This window comes from Streptomyces ruber (assembly GCF_014648075.1).
GTDB classification, from domain to species: Bacteria; Actinomycetota; Actinomycetes; order Streptomycetales; family Streptomycetaceae; genus Streptomyces; species Streptomyces ruber.
Window position 1 is genome coordinate 112,817 of sequence record NZ_BMQK01000008.1, and the last position, 14,518, is coordinate 127,334.

Here is a 14,518-nt window from a genome sequence, read left to right on the forward strand (position 1 = left end):
AATAGGGGCCTGGGTCAACGGAGTTGGGGAGGGGTGCCACCCGGGCGGACGAGCCGTGCTCCGTCCGCCCGGACGAGCCGCGCACCCACCCACCTCACCACCCCTTCCGGAGGCCCCACCCGATGACGCACACGACGACGAAGCAGCCCACGCGGAGACCGGCCGGCGCGATCGTCCCGGTCCTGGCCTTCGCGGGCATCGTGGTCGCGGTGATGCAGACCCTGCTCGTACCGGTGGTCAAGGATCTGCCACAACTGCTGGACACCTCGCCCGGCAACGCCACCTGGGTGCTGACCTCGACCCTGCTCTCGGGCGCCGTGGCCACGCCGATCATGGGGCGTCTCGGCGATCTGTACGGCAAGCGCCGGCTGCTCGTCGCGAGCCTGGCCGTGATGGTCGTCGGCTCGCTGGTCTGCGCGTTCACCAGTGAACTGCTCGTCATGATCGTCGGCCGTACGCTCCAGGGCTTCGCCATGGGCGCGATCCCCCTCGGCATCGGTCTGATGCGCGACGAGCTGCCCCGCGAGCGGCTCGGCTCGGCGATGGCCCTGATGAGCTCCTCGATCGGGGTCGGCGGCGGACTCGCCCTGCCGCTCGCCGCCCTGGTGGCGCAGAGCACCGACTGGCACGTCCTCTTCCACCTCTCCGCCGCCCTCGGCGCGGTGGCGATCGCGCTCACCCTCCTCGCCGTACCGGAGTCGGCAACGCGTGCGCGGGGCCGCTTCGACGTGCTGGGCGCGCTGGGGCTCACCACGGGCCTGGTCCTCCTCCTGCTGCCGATCACCAAGGGCGGCGACTGGGGCTGGACGTCCACCACCACGCTCGGCCTGTTCGCCGCGTCCGTGGCCGTCCTGGTCCTGTGGGGCCTGCTGGAGCTGCGCGTCGCGGCCCCCCTGGTGGACCTGCGCACCACCGCCCGCCGCGAGGTGCTGCTCACCAACCTCGCCTCGATCATGGTCGGTGTCGCCTTCTACGTGGTCTCGCTCGTCCTGCCCCAGCTGCTCCAGCTGCCCACCGCCACCGGGTACGGCCTCGGGCAGTCGATGGTGGTCGCGGGCCTGTGCGTGGCGCCGCTGGGCCTGACGATGATGTTCACCGCGCCGGTGTACGCCCGCCTCTCCGCGCGGTACGGCCCGAAGCTGACGCTCGTCCTCGGCCTGCTGATCATCGGGATCGGCTACGGCGCGGGCCTGAACCTGATGAGCGCGGCCTGGCAGACGGTCGTCGTGTCGGTGGTCCTCGGCGCGGGCATCGGACTCGCGTACTCCTCGCTCCCCGCGCTGATCGTCGGCGCGGTCGGCCCCTCCGAGACGGGCGCCGCGAACGGCCTCAACACCCTCATGCGCTCCATCGGCACCTCGGTGTCCAGCGCGGTCGTCGGCATGGTCCTCGCCGGCACCGCGCACCACGTGGACGGCGTCGCGGTCCCGACCATGGACGGCTTCCGGACCTCGTTCCTGATCGCCCTCGCGGCGGTCGCCGCCGGTCTCCTGCTCGCCCTGCTCCTCCCCCGCGGCCGCCCGGCGTCCCGGCTGCAGCTGCGTGCGAGCAGCGCGGAGGACGAGGCGCTGAGACGGGCACGGGAGGTGCCGTCCCCGGCGGACGACGGCGTCAGGGCCTGACTCCCGCACCCCGGCTCCGAACCCCGACCCCCGATGCCGCTCCGGCCCGGGGGTCGGGCAGCATGGGGCCCGTCCCGCAGGCACACCCTGTACGTCCCGCACGCCCCGGAGGAACCCCATGCCCACGGCACCCGGCCCCGAGATCCTCGCCGCCTTCGAGGCCGCGAAGGGGTTCATGCCCGTGGCGGAGGGGCTCGCGCTGTACGAGGCGGCCGTCGAGGCGGGGCGGCTCGGGCTCCCCCTGCTGGAGGTGGGCACGTACTGCGGCCGCTCCACGATCCTGCTCGCCGACGCGGCCCGCCGGTCCGGGGTCACCGCGGTCACGGTGGACCACCACCGGGGCAGCGAGGAGCAGCAGCCGGGCTGGGACTACCACGACCCGTCCACCGTGGACCCCGAGGTGGGCCTCATGGACACGCTCCCCGCCTTCCGGCGCACCCTGCACCGGGCGGGCCTGGAGGACCACGTGGTGGCGATCGTGGGCCGGTCCCCGCAGGTGGCCGCCTTCTGGCGGGCCCCGCTCGGCCTCGTCTTCGTCGACGGCGGCCACACCGACGAGCACGCCGGCGCCGACTACGAGGGCTGGGCCCCGCACGTGGCCGAGGGCGGTCTGCTCGTCATCCACGACGTGTTCCCGGACCCGGCCGACGAGTTCACCGGCCAAGCCCCGTACCGCGTCTGGCTGCGGGCCCTCGCGTCCGGCGCCTTCGAGGAGGTCTCGGCGACGGACTCGCTGCGCGTGCTGCGGCGGACGGCGGCCGGCGGCTGACGGTGCGGCGGCACCGCGTCCCGCCGGGTGGCGCTCACGCGCTGCGGGCCGCCGGGGCGCGCCGTAAGGTGACTGTCGTGTCGTACGTAGGCCCGGAATTCGAACCGGCTCCGCCCCGCCGCTCCGCCCTGCGCCGTCCGTTGACCGTCGCGGTGGCCGCGCTGGTGCCGGGGGCGCTGGCCGGGTGGCTGCTGTGGCAGGTCACGGGCGACCCGGTGGGGTCGGGCGGCAGCGGCGGTGGTACGGCGGCTTCGGCGCCGGAGTCGTCCGCACCGGCCGGACCGGCGTCGTCCGGTGAGCCGACGGCCACGCGGTCGCGGCCCGCACCGGACGGCACGGGGGCGGGCGACGGCGAGAAGCCCGGCGTCCCGGCTCCCGGTTCCGCCTCCGCGCCCGCCGCGTCCGGCCCCCTGAAGGGCAAGGTCGTCGTGGTCGACCCCGGCCACAACCCTGGCAACTTCCGGCACACCGCCGAGATCAACCGCCAGGTGGACATCGGGACGAACCGCAAGGAGTGCGACACCACGGGCACGGCGTCCGACGCCGGCTACCCGGAGGCCGACTTCACGCTGGACGTGGCGCGGCGGCTGCGGACCGTCCTGGAGCAGCAGGGCGCGACGGTGACGTTCACGCAGGACGGCGACCGGCCGTGGGGGCCGTGCGTCGACGAGCGGGCGCGCATCGGGAACGCGGCCGGGGCCGACGCCGTGGTGTCGGTCCACGCCGACGGCTCGGCGGCCGGGAACCGCGGCTTCCACGTGATCCTGCCGGGCACCGTGCACGAGGGCGCCGCGGACACCCGGCCCATCGTCGGCCCGTCCCGGGAGCTGGGCACCCGGATCGCGGACCGGTTCGGGGCCGTCACGGGCAGCGCGCCCTCGAACTACGTGGGCGACGGCACCGGTCTCGTCACCAGGACGGACCTGGGCGGCCTCAACCTGTCGACGGTGCCCAAGGTGTTCGTCGAGTGCGGCAACATGCGCGACGGCGAGGACGTGGCGCTGCTGACGAGCGGCGCCTGGCGGCAGAAGGCGGCGCAGGGCATCTCTGAGGGAATCGTGAGTTTCCTGCGCACGTAGGTGCACGTAGCGGGCGAAGTGGTGATCAGCGCCTCGGTCCCGGCGGACAGCCGTGACGGACGGGAGATAAGGTCGTCCGTACGACGAGGGGCCACCCCCGCGCTTCGCACCACGGCCACCCGGCGACATGGTGTCAGCGACGCCTCCACCGATGACGAGACGACTGACGAAGGACCTGAAGTGAATATCCGCTCCCTCACTAGAGGCGACGGCGTGGTGATCGGAGCAGCGGTGTTGCTGTTCATCGCGTCGTTCCTCGGCATCTACTCCATCGAAGGGGTTCCCGACGACGTCTCTCTCCCGAACTCCTGGGAGAGCGGACCGGTCCTGTTCGGAGTGGTCCTGGCCGGCATCATCGGCGCCGCGCTCGTCGTCGTCGCCCGGGGGCTGCCGCGGGCTCCGAAGGTCGCCGGTCTCGACCTCGGTCCGCTGGGTGTCGCGTTCACGGTCTTCGCCGCGTGGAGCGCCCTCGGCAACGTCTTCGACCCGGCCGGCGGCGCCGACAACGTCGGCACCGCCAGTGACGGCCCCGACGCGGGCACCGGCCTGATCCTCGCGCTGGTCGCCACGCTGATCATGGCCGCCGCGGCCGTGGCCACCCCGCTCGTCCCGGCCCTCAAGGCCCCCCTCGTCTCCGCTCCCCGCCCGCAGGCCCCGCAGCCGTACGGCGCGCAGCCGCCCACCGGCTACGGCTACCCGGGCGCCCCGCAGCCCGGCCAGCCCTACGGCGTCCAGCCGGGTCAGTCCTTCGGCGGCGGGCAGCCGGCGCAGCACCAGCAGCCGGGCGGCGCTCCGCAGCCGCAGCCCGCGCCGAGCGACTTCTCGCCGTTCTGGTTCGCCGTGCCGGTGCCGCGTCCGCTGTTCGCGGAGGACGGCTCGCAGAACACCATCGCCGAACTCGCGCCGGGCACCTGGTACCTGGCCGTCGAGCAGCGCGGCCCGAACCTCGTCGCCCAGACGCAGGACGGCCGCCGCGGCGTCCTGCAGGACACGAGCGGCATCCAGCGCGGCTGACGCCGCCCGCCGCCCGTACGTGTACGGCCCCTCGCCCTGGTGGGCGGGGGGCCGTGGTCGTGAGCTCGTCCAACGGCAACGACGGTTCGTGTCGGGCGGGTTGAGCGGGACCGTCCGGGTTTCAAGCAGGCTCCCCCGGCAACACGGAGCGCATGTCTCCTCGATATCGCGCCAATCAGGCCGGGAGGATCATAGCGGTCGTCGCGGACGTCGTGGCCGCCGTCATCGTCCTGTGGATCCTGATGTACCTGCTGGACGCGAACCGCGCGAACGACTTCGTGCAGTTCATCCATGAGACGGCCCGCTGGCTCGCCGGCTGGTCCCACGACCTGTTCACCTTCGACGAGGAGTGGGCGCGGGTCGTCACCGGTTACGGGCTGGCCGCGGTCGTCTACCTCGGCGTCGGCCACGCCATCGCGGGCCGCGCGTCGCGGTGACGGGTCAGCCGCAGCAGTCCGTCTCCAGTCCCCGGGGCAGGTGGTCGCCGCCGAAGACGGCGCAGGTCGGTTCGTCGCCGCCGAGGGCCGCCACGGCCAGCAGGAGCGAGCCGGCCGTCCAGGCGGTGAGTTCCTCGGGCCAGATCGCGCGGTCCTCGAAGACGTAACCCGTCCAGTACAGGCCGGACTCCGCGTCGCGCAGGTGCTGGATCGACTGGAGGATCTCCAGCGCGCGGTCGGACTCGCCCGTCGCCCAGAGCGCCAGGGCGAGTTCGGCGGACTCGCCGCCCGTCACCCACGGGTTGGGGGCCACGCAGCGCACCCCGAGGCCGGGGACGACGAAGCGGTCCCAGCCCTCCTCGATGCGGGACTTGGCCTCCGGGCCGGTCAGCGCGCCGCCCAGGACCGGGTAGTACCAGTCCATCGAGTAGCGGGACTTGTCGAGGAACCGTTCGGGGTGGCGCCGGATGGCGTGCCGCAGCGCGCCGGCCGCGAGCTCCCAGTCGGGCTGCGGGTCCTCGCGCTGTTCGGCGATCGCGAGCGCGCAGCGCAGGGCGTGGTGGACGGAGGAGGAGCCGGTCAGGAGCGCGTCGGTCGCGGCCGTGCCGTCGTCGTCGCGGCGCCAGCCGATCTGGCCGCCCGGCTGCTGGAGCGTCAGCACGCACTCGACCGCCGCGTACACGGTCGGCCACATGCGGTCGAGGAAGGTGTCGTCGCCGGTCGCCAGGTAGTGGTGCCACACGCCGACGGCCACGTACGCGGTGAAGTTGGTCTCGCGGCCACGGTCGGTGACGTCGCCGGGGTCGCCGTCGGCGTAGGCCGCGTACCAGGAGCCGTCCGTGTTCTGGTGCCGGCGCAGCCAGTCGTAGGCCCGCTCGGCCGCGGCGTGCTCCCCGGCCGCGTCCAGCCCCATGGCGGCCTCGACGTGGTCCCACGGGTCGAGGTGGTGGCCGCGGAACCACGGGATCGCGCCGTCCTCCCGCTGCACGGCGAGGATGCCGCGTACGGTCTGTGCGGCCTCCTCCGCGGTGAGGACCCCGGGCAGGACGAGGTGCTCGGTGCGGGGGGTGGTCACTCGGCGTCCACCCGGGGCAGGTGCGGCTTGGTCGCGTAGGCCACGAAGCTCTTGCCGATGAGCGGGTTCAGCGCCTGCTCGGCGATCTTCGTCGCGAGCGGCTTCTTCATGATGTCCCAGACCAAGAGCTTGTGGTACGCCTTCACCGGCAGCGCCTTGTCGTTGTCGACGCCGAACGCGCACTTCAGCCACCAGTACGGGGAGTGCAGGGCGTGGGCGTGGTGGGTGCCGTACGGTCTGAGGCCCGCCTCGCGTACCTTGCGCAGCAGTTCGTCGGCCTTGTAGATGCGGATGTGGCCGCCCTCGACCTCGTGGTACGCGTCGGAGAGCGCCCAGCAGACCTTCTCGGGACCGTAGCGGGGCACGGTGACCGCTATCCGGCCGCCGGGCCTGAGGACGCGGACCATCTCGGCGAGCACGCCCTTGTCGTCGGGGATGTGCTCCATGACCTCGGAGATGATCACCACGTCGAAGGAGGCGTCGGGGAAGGGCAGCGCGAGGGCGTCGCCCTGCATCGCGGTGGCCGTCGCCCCGGCCGGGGCCTCACCCGCCTCCTTCATCGCCGCGAACCACTTGGCGACCTCGCGGATCTCCTCGCCGTTGCGGTCCAGCGCCACCACCCGCGCACCGCGCCGGTAGCACTCGAAGGCGTGCCGGCCGGCGCCGCACCCGAGGTCCAGGACGCGGTCGCCCGGGGCGATCGGGAACCGGGAGAAGTCGACGGTCAGCACGTGGCCCTGCCTTCGGGGTCGGGTTCGAGGTCGGTCACTGTCACGGCTTCGGCGGCCGGCGCCGTGGCGGGCAGGGTTGCGGGTGCGGCCCCGGCGGCGGGGGCGCCGCCGGGCGTGGACACGGGCCCCGCCCCGGCAGCCGGGCGGACCGGCACGGGCTCCGCGGCCCTCTCGACCGCCCCGGCCCTGCGAGCCCCCGCGGGTCTCCCGGCCGCCGCGAACCCCTTGTTCCTCGCGATGCTTCCGCTCTCCGCCGCGCGGGCGATCGCCTCGCGGTACCGGGCCACCGTGCCCTCCGCCGCCTTCGCCCAGGTGAAGCGGGCCAGCACCCGCTCCCGCCCGGCCGCGCCGAGCCGGGCCCGCAGGCCCGGGTCCGCCAGCAGCCGGCCGAGGGCGACGGCCAGTGCGCCGGTGTCGCCGGGCGGCACCGCGAGGCACGTCTCCCCGTCCGGTCCCGCGACCTCCGGGATCGCCCCGCCCGTGGTGGCGACCAGCGGGGTCCCCGTGGCCATGGCCTCCGCGGCCGGCAGCGAGAAGCCCTCGTACAGCGAGGGCACGCACGCGACCTCGGCCGACCGCACCAGGTCGACCAGTTCCGCGTCCGAGATGCCCTTCACGAACTCGACGGCGCCGTCCAGCCCGTACCGGTCGATGGCCTGCGCGACGGGCCCGTCCTCGGCCCGCTTGCCCACGACCACGAGGTGCGCGCCGGGGTGCTCGGTGCGGACCTTGGCAAGCGCCTCGATCAGGAAGACCAGGCCCTTGAGCGGGACGTCGGCGCTGGAGGTGGTGACGATCCGGCCCGGCACCCGCGGCACGGACGGGTCGGGCGAGAACAGTTCGGTGTCGGCGCCGATGTGGACGACGTGCACGCGGTCCGGCCGCACGCCCAGGTGGTCGACGATCTCCTGCCGGGAGCTGCCGGAGACGGTGAGCACCGACGGCAGTCTGCGCGCCACCCGCTTCTGCATGCGCGTGAACGCGTACCAGCGGCGCAGGGACATCCGCCGCTGCCAGGTGGGGGCCGCGTCCAGCTCCAACCGCCGGTCCACGGTGACGGGGTGGTGGATGGTCGTCACGAGCGGGGCGCCGATGTCGCCGAGCAGCCCGTAGCCGAGCGTCTGGTTGTCGTGCACGACGTCGAACCGCCCGCGCCGGGCGCGCAGATGGCGGCGGGCGCGCAGCGAGAAGGTCAGCGGTTCGGGGAAGCCGCCGGTCCACATGGTCCCGACCTCGAGGGCGTCGATCCAGTCGCGGTACTCGTCGCGCTTCGGGGTGCGGAAGGGGTCGGGCTGGCGGTACAGGTCGAGGCTGGGCAGTTCGGTGAGGGAGAGACCGGCGCCCGCGGTGTGATCGCCCTCGTCGAGCACGGGGTAGGGCTGGGCGCCGATGACCTCCACCCGGTGACCGAGGCGGGCGAGTTCGCGGGACAGGTGCCGTACGTAGACGCCCTGGCCGCCGCAGAACGGGTTGCCCTTGTAGGTGAGGAGCGCGATGTCGAGCGGTCGCATGCCGTCGGCGGCGGGGTCCTGGCGGGGACCCGCCTCTCTGGCCTCAGCGGTCACTCCGGCCCCCTTCTTCCTGCTCCGTCCCGCGAGAGTACGACGGACGTTGATCTAGAACAAGTTCCATACTCGATCACCCGTCCGATCGCCGTCCGTCGGCCGTCCGACCGCCCGCGAACCCCTGAATCTACCGGCTGGTAAGTCCGCCGTGAGCAGTGGTGTCGGGTGATTCGCGCCACCCCCCGGCACCCTGCCATGCTGACTCCCCGCTCCCCCCACGCCGACTGTCACGCAACGGGACCAAGCCTTCGGAGGCTCACGGTGGAAGCCAGTACCGCAGCCACGGCGGACAGCAGAACCGCAACCAGGACGGACGGCGCGGCCACGCGCCCCGCCGCGGCCACGCGCCCCGCCGCTCCCCCGCTCACCGAGCGCCAGGAGGCACGCCGGCGCCGCATCCTGCAGGCGAGCACGGAGCTGGCGAGCCGGGGCGGGTTCGACGCGGTGCAGATGCGCGAGGTCGCGGAGGCCTCCCAGGTGGCGCTCGGCACCCTGTACCGCTACTTCCCCTCCAAGATCCATCTGCTGGTCGCCACGATGCGCGACCAGTTGGAGCACATGCACGGCACGCTGCGGAAGCGGCCGCCGGCCGGCGGGACGGCGGCCGAGCGGGTCACGGAGACCCTGATGCGGGCCTTCCGCGCGCTGCAGCGCGAACCGCTGCTGGCCGACGCCATGGTCCGCGCCCTGATCTTCGCGGACCGCGGCGCGAGCGCCGAGGTCGACCTGGTCTCCCGCCGGACGACCGCGGTCATCCTGGACGCGATGGGCCGGGAGGACCCCACCGACGAGGAGCTGTCCGCGGTCCGCGTCATCGAGCACACCTGGCACTCCGCCCTCATCACCTGGCTCTCGGGCCGCGCCTCCATCGACCGGGTCAGGGCCGACGTGGAGACGGCGTGCCGGCTGATCGACCTGGCGTCGGCGGAGGGCTGAGACCCGGCGCACGGACGCACACGGGCGGTGCGTCCCGCGCGTCCGCGGCGCGCGTTCCGGGCATGGGCCCTGCATGGCCGTACGCGCGTCGCATCGCTCCCCCGCCGCGCCCGAGCCGGTCCCGGGCCGGTTCCGATACGCACAGCCGCCCCTCGGGGTCGCGTGCGCGGGCCGGTACAGTATCGGGGTCGTCAGCACACCCGTACGGGAAAAGCCGGTGCAATTCCGGCGCCGACCCCTCCCCACGCCGTGAACCGCGCCACCGCGCGGCGAGCCGGCCCGCCCCGGTGGGTGCGCGACCGGCTCGCGTCACCGGCAAGTCCGCCGGTGGCCCCGTCCGTCGAGGAACGCGGAGCCGGAGCCGCCCGGGGCCTCCCGTGGGGCCCGGCTCCCCGCAGGGAGAGGCACCCGCCGACCATGAACGTTCGCCGCACCGCCGCGGTCCTGGCCGCCACCGCCGTGCTCGGCGCGGCGGCGCCCGCCGTCGCCGCCGACGCGTCCCCGTCGCCCTCGCCCTCCGTGGCGATCCCCTCCGGGCTGTACGGCGACACGGACCCCTCGTACGACGGCGTCTGGCGCCAGTCCCTCGCCCTCGTCGCCCAGGACCTGGTGGGCGAGAAGCCGGCCGCGGAGGCCGTGGACTGGCTGGTGGGGCAGCAGTGCGAGGACGGGGCGTTCCCGGCGTACCGCGCCGACGCCACCACGCAGTGCGGCTCCGGCACGCAGGTCGACACCAACAGCACGGCGGCGGCCGTGCAGGCGCTCACGGCGCTCGGCGGGCACGACGCCGAGACCGTCCACGCCCTGCGCTGGCTGAAGGACGCCCAGAACGCGGACGGCGGCTGGGGCTACACCGCGGACGGGCCCAGCGACGCCAACTCCACCTCCCTGGTCGTCGGCGCCCTCGCGGCCGTCGGCGACGACCCCGAGGAGCAGCGCAGCGAGGACGGCAACTCCCCCTACGACGCCCTGGCCGCCCTGGCCGTGCCCTGCGACGAGGACGGCGGCGGCGCCTTCGCCTACCAGCCGGACGCGAAGGGCACCCTGACGGCGAACGCCGACGCCACCGCCGCCGCCGTGCTCGGCAGCCTCGGCAAGGGCTTCGTGGCCGAGGCGGACGAGACCGGCGCGGCCGCCGGGACCGGTGCGTGCGCCGACGGTGACGACCTCACCCCGCAGGACGCGGCCCGCAACGGCGCCGCTTACCTCTCGGAGGAGCTGGCGAAGGACGGTCACCTGACGTCCGCCCTCGCCGGCGCCGAGGACCAGCCCGACCACGGCAACACCGCCGACGCGGTCGTCGCGCTCGCCGCCGCCGGGGCGACGGAGAGCACCGCGAAGCCACTGGCCTGGCTCCAGGAGAACGGGCCCAGGTGGGCGGCCCAGGCGGGCCCCGCCGCGTACGCGCAGCTGGTCTTCGCCGCGCACGCCACCGGCACCGACCCGCGCGACTTCGGCGGCACCGACCTGGTGAAGGAGCTGAACGCGACCGGCCCGGACACCGAGGCGTCCGCCGCCCCGGCCGCCGAGGAGACCTCCGGGGACGACGGGTCCGGCGTCAGCGTGTGGTGGTTCGTCGCGGTGTTCCTCGTGGCCGGTGTCGGCATCGGGCTCGCCCTCAGCACCCGCGGCAGGAAGCGGCGGCCGTGACCCGCCGCCGTACGTCCGTCCTGGTACCGGCCCTGGCCGCGCTCCTCTCCGTGTGCGCCGCCGTGCTCGTCCTCGGCGGCGCGGGCGAGGCCCGGGCCGCCGACTACCGCTACTGGTCGTTCTGGGAGCGGGGCGGACAGGACGGACGGGGCGGCGCGTCGTGGACGTTCGCGACGCAGGGACCGTCGACGGCACGGCCCGCCGACGGCTCCGTGCAGGGCCTCCGGTTCGCCGTGACGTCGAACGCGGCCGACGCGGCGACCCCGCGCGGCCCCGCGGACTTCGGCACGGTCTGCGCAGGGACGCCCGGGCGGGCGGACCACAAGCGGGTCGCCCTCGTCATCGACTTCGGCACGGCGGCGGACGCCCCGGCCGGTGAGACACCTCCGAAGGCCCGTACGGCCTGCGCCCGCGTGCCGGAGGACGCGACGACGGCGGACGCCCTGGCCGCGGTCGCGGGGCCGCTGCGCTACGACGCGAACGCCCTGCTGTGCGCCGTCGCCGGCTACCCGGAGAAGGGCTGCGGCGAACCGGTCGCGGCGTCGGAGGGGGAGCGCGACGCCTCCCCCGGCGCCGCCCCGGACAGGTCGGACGGGTCGGGCGGATCGGGCGGATCGGACGGGTCGGACGGGTCGGGCGGACAAGGCCCGTCCGCCGGCCTGTTCGTGGGCGTGGGCGCGGTCGCGGTGCTGGCCGCCGCGGCGGTGTGGCGGTCCAGGCGGCGCAGGGGCTGAGGGGCATGGCACGTCGTCGCAGCGGCGCCGGGGAGCCGCCCGCCACGCCGGGGCCGACGCGCACGCCCCGCCGCACGGTCCACCCGGGGGCCTGGTGGCTCTGGGCGCTCGGTTGCGGCACCGCCGCCTCCCGCACCACCAACCCGCTCCTGCTCGGCCTCCTCGTCGCGGTCGCGGGCTACGTCGTGGCCACCCACCGCACGGACGCCCCCTGGGCGCGCTCGTACGCCGCCTTCGTCCGGCTGGCCCTCGCCGTCCTCACCGTCCGTCTCCTCTTCGCGGTGCTCCTCGGCTCGCCGATCCCCGGCACCCACACGCTCCTCACCCTCCCCGAGGTGCCGCTGCCGGACTGGGCGCAGGGCGTGCGCCTCGGCGGCCGGGTCACCGCCGAGGGCGTGCTCTTCGCGCTGTACGACGGGCTGAAGCTGGCCACGCTGCTGATCTGCGTGGGCGCCGCGAACGCCCTCGCCAACCCGGCCCGGCTGCTGAAGTCGCTGCCGGGCGCGCTGTACGAGGCGGGGGTGGCCGTGGTGGTGGCGATGACGTTCGCGCCGCACCTCGTCGCCGACGTGCGGCGGCTGCGGGCGGCCCGGCGGCTGCGCGGGCGCCCGGACCGGGGACTGCGCGGGCTGGCGCAGGTCGCGCTGCCGGTGCTGGAGGGCGCGCTGGAGCGGTCGGTGGCACTGGCGGCGGCGATGGACGCCCGCGGGTACGGCCGGACGGCCGCGGTGGCGCCCGCGGTGCGCCGTACGACGGCCGCACTGACGCTCGGCGGACTGCTCGGGGTGTGCGCGGGCACGTACGGCGTGCTCACCGCCGAGGGCGGCGCCTTCGGGCTGCCCGTGCTGCTCGCCGGGCTGGCCGCCGCGCTCGCGGGGCTGTGGCTGGGCGGCCGCCGCTCGCCGCGTACCCGCTACCGGCCGGACGTGTGGGACCTACGGGCGTGGCTGGTGGCCGGGTCCGGGATCGCGGTGGCCGCCCTGATGGCCGCGTACGCCGCCCTCGACCCGGCGGCGCTGCACCCCGGCGTCGTGCCCCTGACCGCGCCCGGGCTGCCGCTGTGGCCGGCGGCGGCGGTCCTGCTGGGACTGCTGCCGGCGTTCGCGGTACCGCAACCGCTCCGGAACCCCCCACTCAAGGAACCCGCATGATCCGCTTCGAGGATGTCTCCGTGACGTACGACGGGGCGGCCGCGCCCACCGTCACCGGCGTGGACTTCGAGGTCCCCGAGGGCGAACTCGTCCTGCTGGTGGGCCCGTCCGGGGTGGGCAAGTCGACGGTGCTCGGCGCGGTGAGCGGACTGGTGCCGCACTTCACCGGCGGCACCCTGCGCGGCCGGGTCACCGTGGCGGGCCGCGACACCCGTACCCACAAGCCGCGCGAACTCGCCGACGTGGTGGGCACGGTGGGCCAGGACCCGCTCTCCCACTTCGTGACGGACACCGTCGAGGAGGAGCTCGCCTACGGCATGGAGTCGCTGGGGCTCGCCCCGGACGTGATGCGCAGGCGCGTGGAGGAGACCCTCGACCTGCTGGGCCTCGCCGATCTGCGGGACCGCCCGATCGCCACCCTCTCGGGCGGCCAGCGGCAGCGGGTCGCGATCGGCTCCGTCCTCACCCCGCACCCCAGGGTGCTGGTCCTGGACGAGCCGACGTCCGCGCTCGACCCGGCCGCCGCGGAGGAGGTGCTGGCCGTGCTCCAGCGGCTCGTGCACGACCTGGGCACGACCGTACTGATGGCCGAGCACCGCCTGGAGCGCGTGGTCCAGTACGCGGACCGGGTGGCGCTGCTCCCGGCGCCGGGCGCGCCCCCGCTCCTGGGCACGCCGGCGGAGGTGATGGCCGTCTCGCCGGTGTTCCCGCCGGTGGTGGGCCTCGGGCGGCTGGCGGACTGGGCCCCGCTGCCGCTGACGGTGCGGGACGCGCGGCGCCGGGCGGGGGCGCTGCGGGACCGCCTGTCGACGGTGGTGCCGGACGAGGCCCCCGGTGCGCAGGACGGGCCACCCGGCGCATCCGGTACGGCACCGTCGCCACCGCCCGCCGGACCGCCCGCCCCCGTCCGCCGCCCCGGCTTCCTGCGCAGACGGCGCGCCCTGCCGCGGCCGGCGGCCCCCGCGCCCGGCGCCCCGGCCGCGCTCGCCGGCTCCCTCACCGTCCGCCGCGGCCGCGTCGAGGCCCTGCGCCGCGTGGACCTCACCGTCGCCCGGGGCGAGACCGTGGCGCTGATGGGCCGCAACGGCGCCGGGAAGTCCACGCTCCTCGGCACGCTCGTCGGCCTCGTGGCACCGACCGCCGGAACGGTGCGCGCCGGCGGCGCGGACCCCCACCGCACGGCCCCGCGCGACCTCGTACGCCGGGTCGGCCTCGTCCCGCAGGAGCCGCGGGACCTGCTGTACGCGGACACGGTGGCCGCCGAGTGCGCGGCGGCCGACGAGGACGCGGGCGCCGCGCCGGGCACCTGCCGCGCGCTGGTGACCGGGCTGCTCCCGGGCGTGGACGACGACACGCACCCCCGTGACCTGTCGGAGGGCCAGCGCCTGGCGCTCGCCCTCGCGGTCGTCCTCACGGCCCGTCCCCCGCTGCTCCTCCTCGACGAACCGACCCGGGGCCTCGACTACGCGGCCAAGTCCCGCCTCGTCGCCGTGCTGCGCGCGCTGGCCGCCGAGGGCCACGCCATCGTGCTGGCCACCCACGACGTGGAACTCGCCGCCGAGCTGGCCCACCGGGTGGTGATCCTCGCGGACGGCGAGGTGGTCGCCGACGGGCCCACCGCCGAGGTGGTCGTCGCGTCCCCGTCCTTCGCGCCCCAGGTCACGAAGGTGCTGGCCCCGCAGAGGTGGCTGACCGTCGCGCAGGTGCGGCGGGCGCTGGAGGACGAGCGCGCGGGAGAGCCGCACGTATGAGAGC

The 14,518-nt window shown here is 75.3% G+C and carries 13 protein-coding genes; 10 read left to right on the forward strand and 3 right to left on the reverse strand.

Features of this window, described 5'->3' with window-relative positions:
- Positions 1-122: 122 nt before the first annotated feature.
- The 5 genes from IEZ04_RS18965 to IEZ04_RS18985 all read left to right on the forward strand — a co-directional run bounded on the left by IEZ04_RS18965 (position 123) and on the right by IEZ04_RS18985 (position 4,921).
- Positions 123-1,622, forward strand: a complete 1,500-nt coding sequence (locus IEZ04_RS18965; RefSeq protein WP_189218086.1) for an MFS transporter — start codon at positions 123-125, stop codon at positions 1,620-1,622.
- Positions 1,623-1,740: 118 nt separating this feature from the next.
- A complete protein-coding gene (locus IEZ04_RS18970; RefSeq protein WP_189218087.1) occupies positions 1,741-2,391 on the forward strand; it encodes a class I SAM-dependent methyltransferase in 651 nt (216 codons plus the stop codon).
- Positions 2,392-2,468: 77 nt separating this feature from the next.
- Positions 2,469-3,470: an N-acetylmuramoyl-L-alanine amidase gene (locus IEZ04_RS18975; RefSeq protein WP_189218088.1), complete on the forward strand. Its 1,002-nt coding sequence runs from the start codon at positions 2,469-2,471 to the stop codon at positions 3,468-3,470.
- Between the two features lie 180 nt (positions 3,471-3,650).
- The gene (locus IEZ04_RS18980; protein WP_189218089.1) at positions 3,651-4,484 is read left to right on the forward strand and encodes a DUF5336 domain-containing protein; all 834 of its coding nucleotides are present in this window, start codon (positions 3,651-3,653) and stop codon (positions 4,482-4,484) included.
- A gap of 152 nt (positions 4,485-4,636) precedes the next feature.
- Positions 4,637-4,921: a hypothetical protein gene (locus IEZ04_RS18985; protein WP_189218090.1), complete on the forward strand. Its 285-nt coding sequence runs from the start codon at positions 4,637-4,639 to the stop codon at positions 4,919-4,921.
- 4 nt (positions 4,922-4,925) lie between these two features.
- On the opposite strand, the gene IEZ04_RS18990 is transcribed toward IEZ04_RS18985, so the two are convergent.
- Genes IEZ04_RS18990 through IEZ04_RS19000 form a run of 3 tightly spaced genes read right to left on the reverse strand, consistent with a single transcriptional unit; the run spans position 4,926 to position 8,292 of the window.
- A complete protein-coding gene (locus IEZ04_RS18990) occupies positions 4,926-5,996 on the reverse strand; it encodes a prenyltransferase/squalene oxidase repeat-containing protein (protein WP_189218091.1) in 1,071 nt (356 codons plus the stop codon).
- On the reverse strand, positions 5,993-6,727 hold the full coding sequence (locus tag IEZ04_RS18995; protein WP_189218092.1) for a class I SAM-dependent methyltransferase: 735 nt from the start codon (positions 6,725-6,727) through the stop codon (positions 5,993-5,995). Before IEZ04_RS18995 ends, IEZ04_RS18990 begins: the two co-directional genes overlap by 4 nt.
- Entirely contained in the window at positions 6,721-8,292 is a 1,572-nt protein-coding gene (locus IEZ04_RS19000; protein WP_189218093.1) for a glycosyltransferase family 4 protein, read from the reverse strand. The genes IEZ04_RS18995 and IEZ04_RS19000 overlap by 7 nt, the downstream gene beginning before the upstream one ends.
- A 261-nt stretch (positions 8,293-8,553) precedes the next feature.
- Between IEZ04_RS19000 and IEZ04_RS19005 the strand changes: the two genes are divergently transcribed.
- The 5 genes from IEZ04_RS19005 to IEZ04_RS19025 all read left to right on the forward strand — a co-directional run bounded on the left by IEZ04_RS19005 (position 8,554) and on the right by IEZ04_RS19025 (position 14,514).
- On the forward strand, positions 8,554-9,228 hold the full coding sequence (locus tag IEZ04_RS19005; protein ID WP_229821117.1) for a TetR family transcriptional regulator: 675 nt from the start codon (positions 8,554-8,556) through the stop codon (positions 9,226-9,228).
- Positions 9,229-9,645: 417 nt separating this feature from the next.
- Complete coding sequence (locus IEZ04_RS19010; protein WP_189218095.1) at positions 9,646-10,878, forward strand: SCO2321 family membrane protein; 1,233 nt, start codon at positions 9,646-9,648, stop codon at positions 10,876-10,878.
- Positions 10,875-11,612, forward strand: a complete 738-nt coding sequence (locus IEZ04_RS19015; RefSeq protein ID WP_229821118.1) for an SCO2322 family protein — start codon at positions 10,875-10,877, stop codon at positions 11,610-11,612. Before IEZ04_RS19010 ends, IEZ04_RS19015 begins: the two co-directional genes overlap by 4 nt.
- Before the next feature lie 5 nt (positions 11,613-11,617).
- Positions 11,618-12,763: a CbiQ family ECF transporter T component gene (locus IEZ04_RS19020; protein ID WP_189218096.1), complete on the forward strand. Its 1,146-nt coding sequence runs from the start codon at positions 11,618-11,620 to the stop codon at positions 12,761-12,763.
- A complete protein-coding gene (locus IEZ04_RS19025; protein WP_189218097.1) occupies positions 12,760-14,514 on the forward strand; it encodes an ABC transporter ATP-binding protein in 1,755 nt (584 codons plus the stop codon). The genes IEZ04_RS19020 and IEZ04_RS19025 overlap by 4 nt, the downstream gene beginning before the upstream one ends.
- The last annotated feature ends 4 nt before the right edge of the window (positions 14,515-14,518 follow it).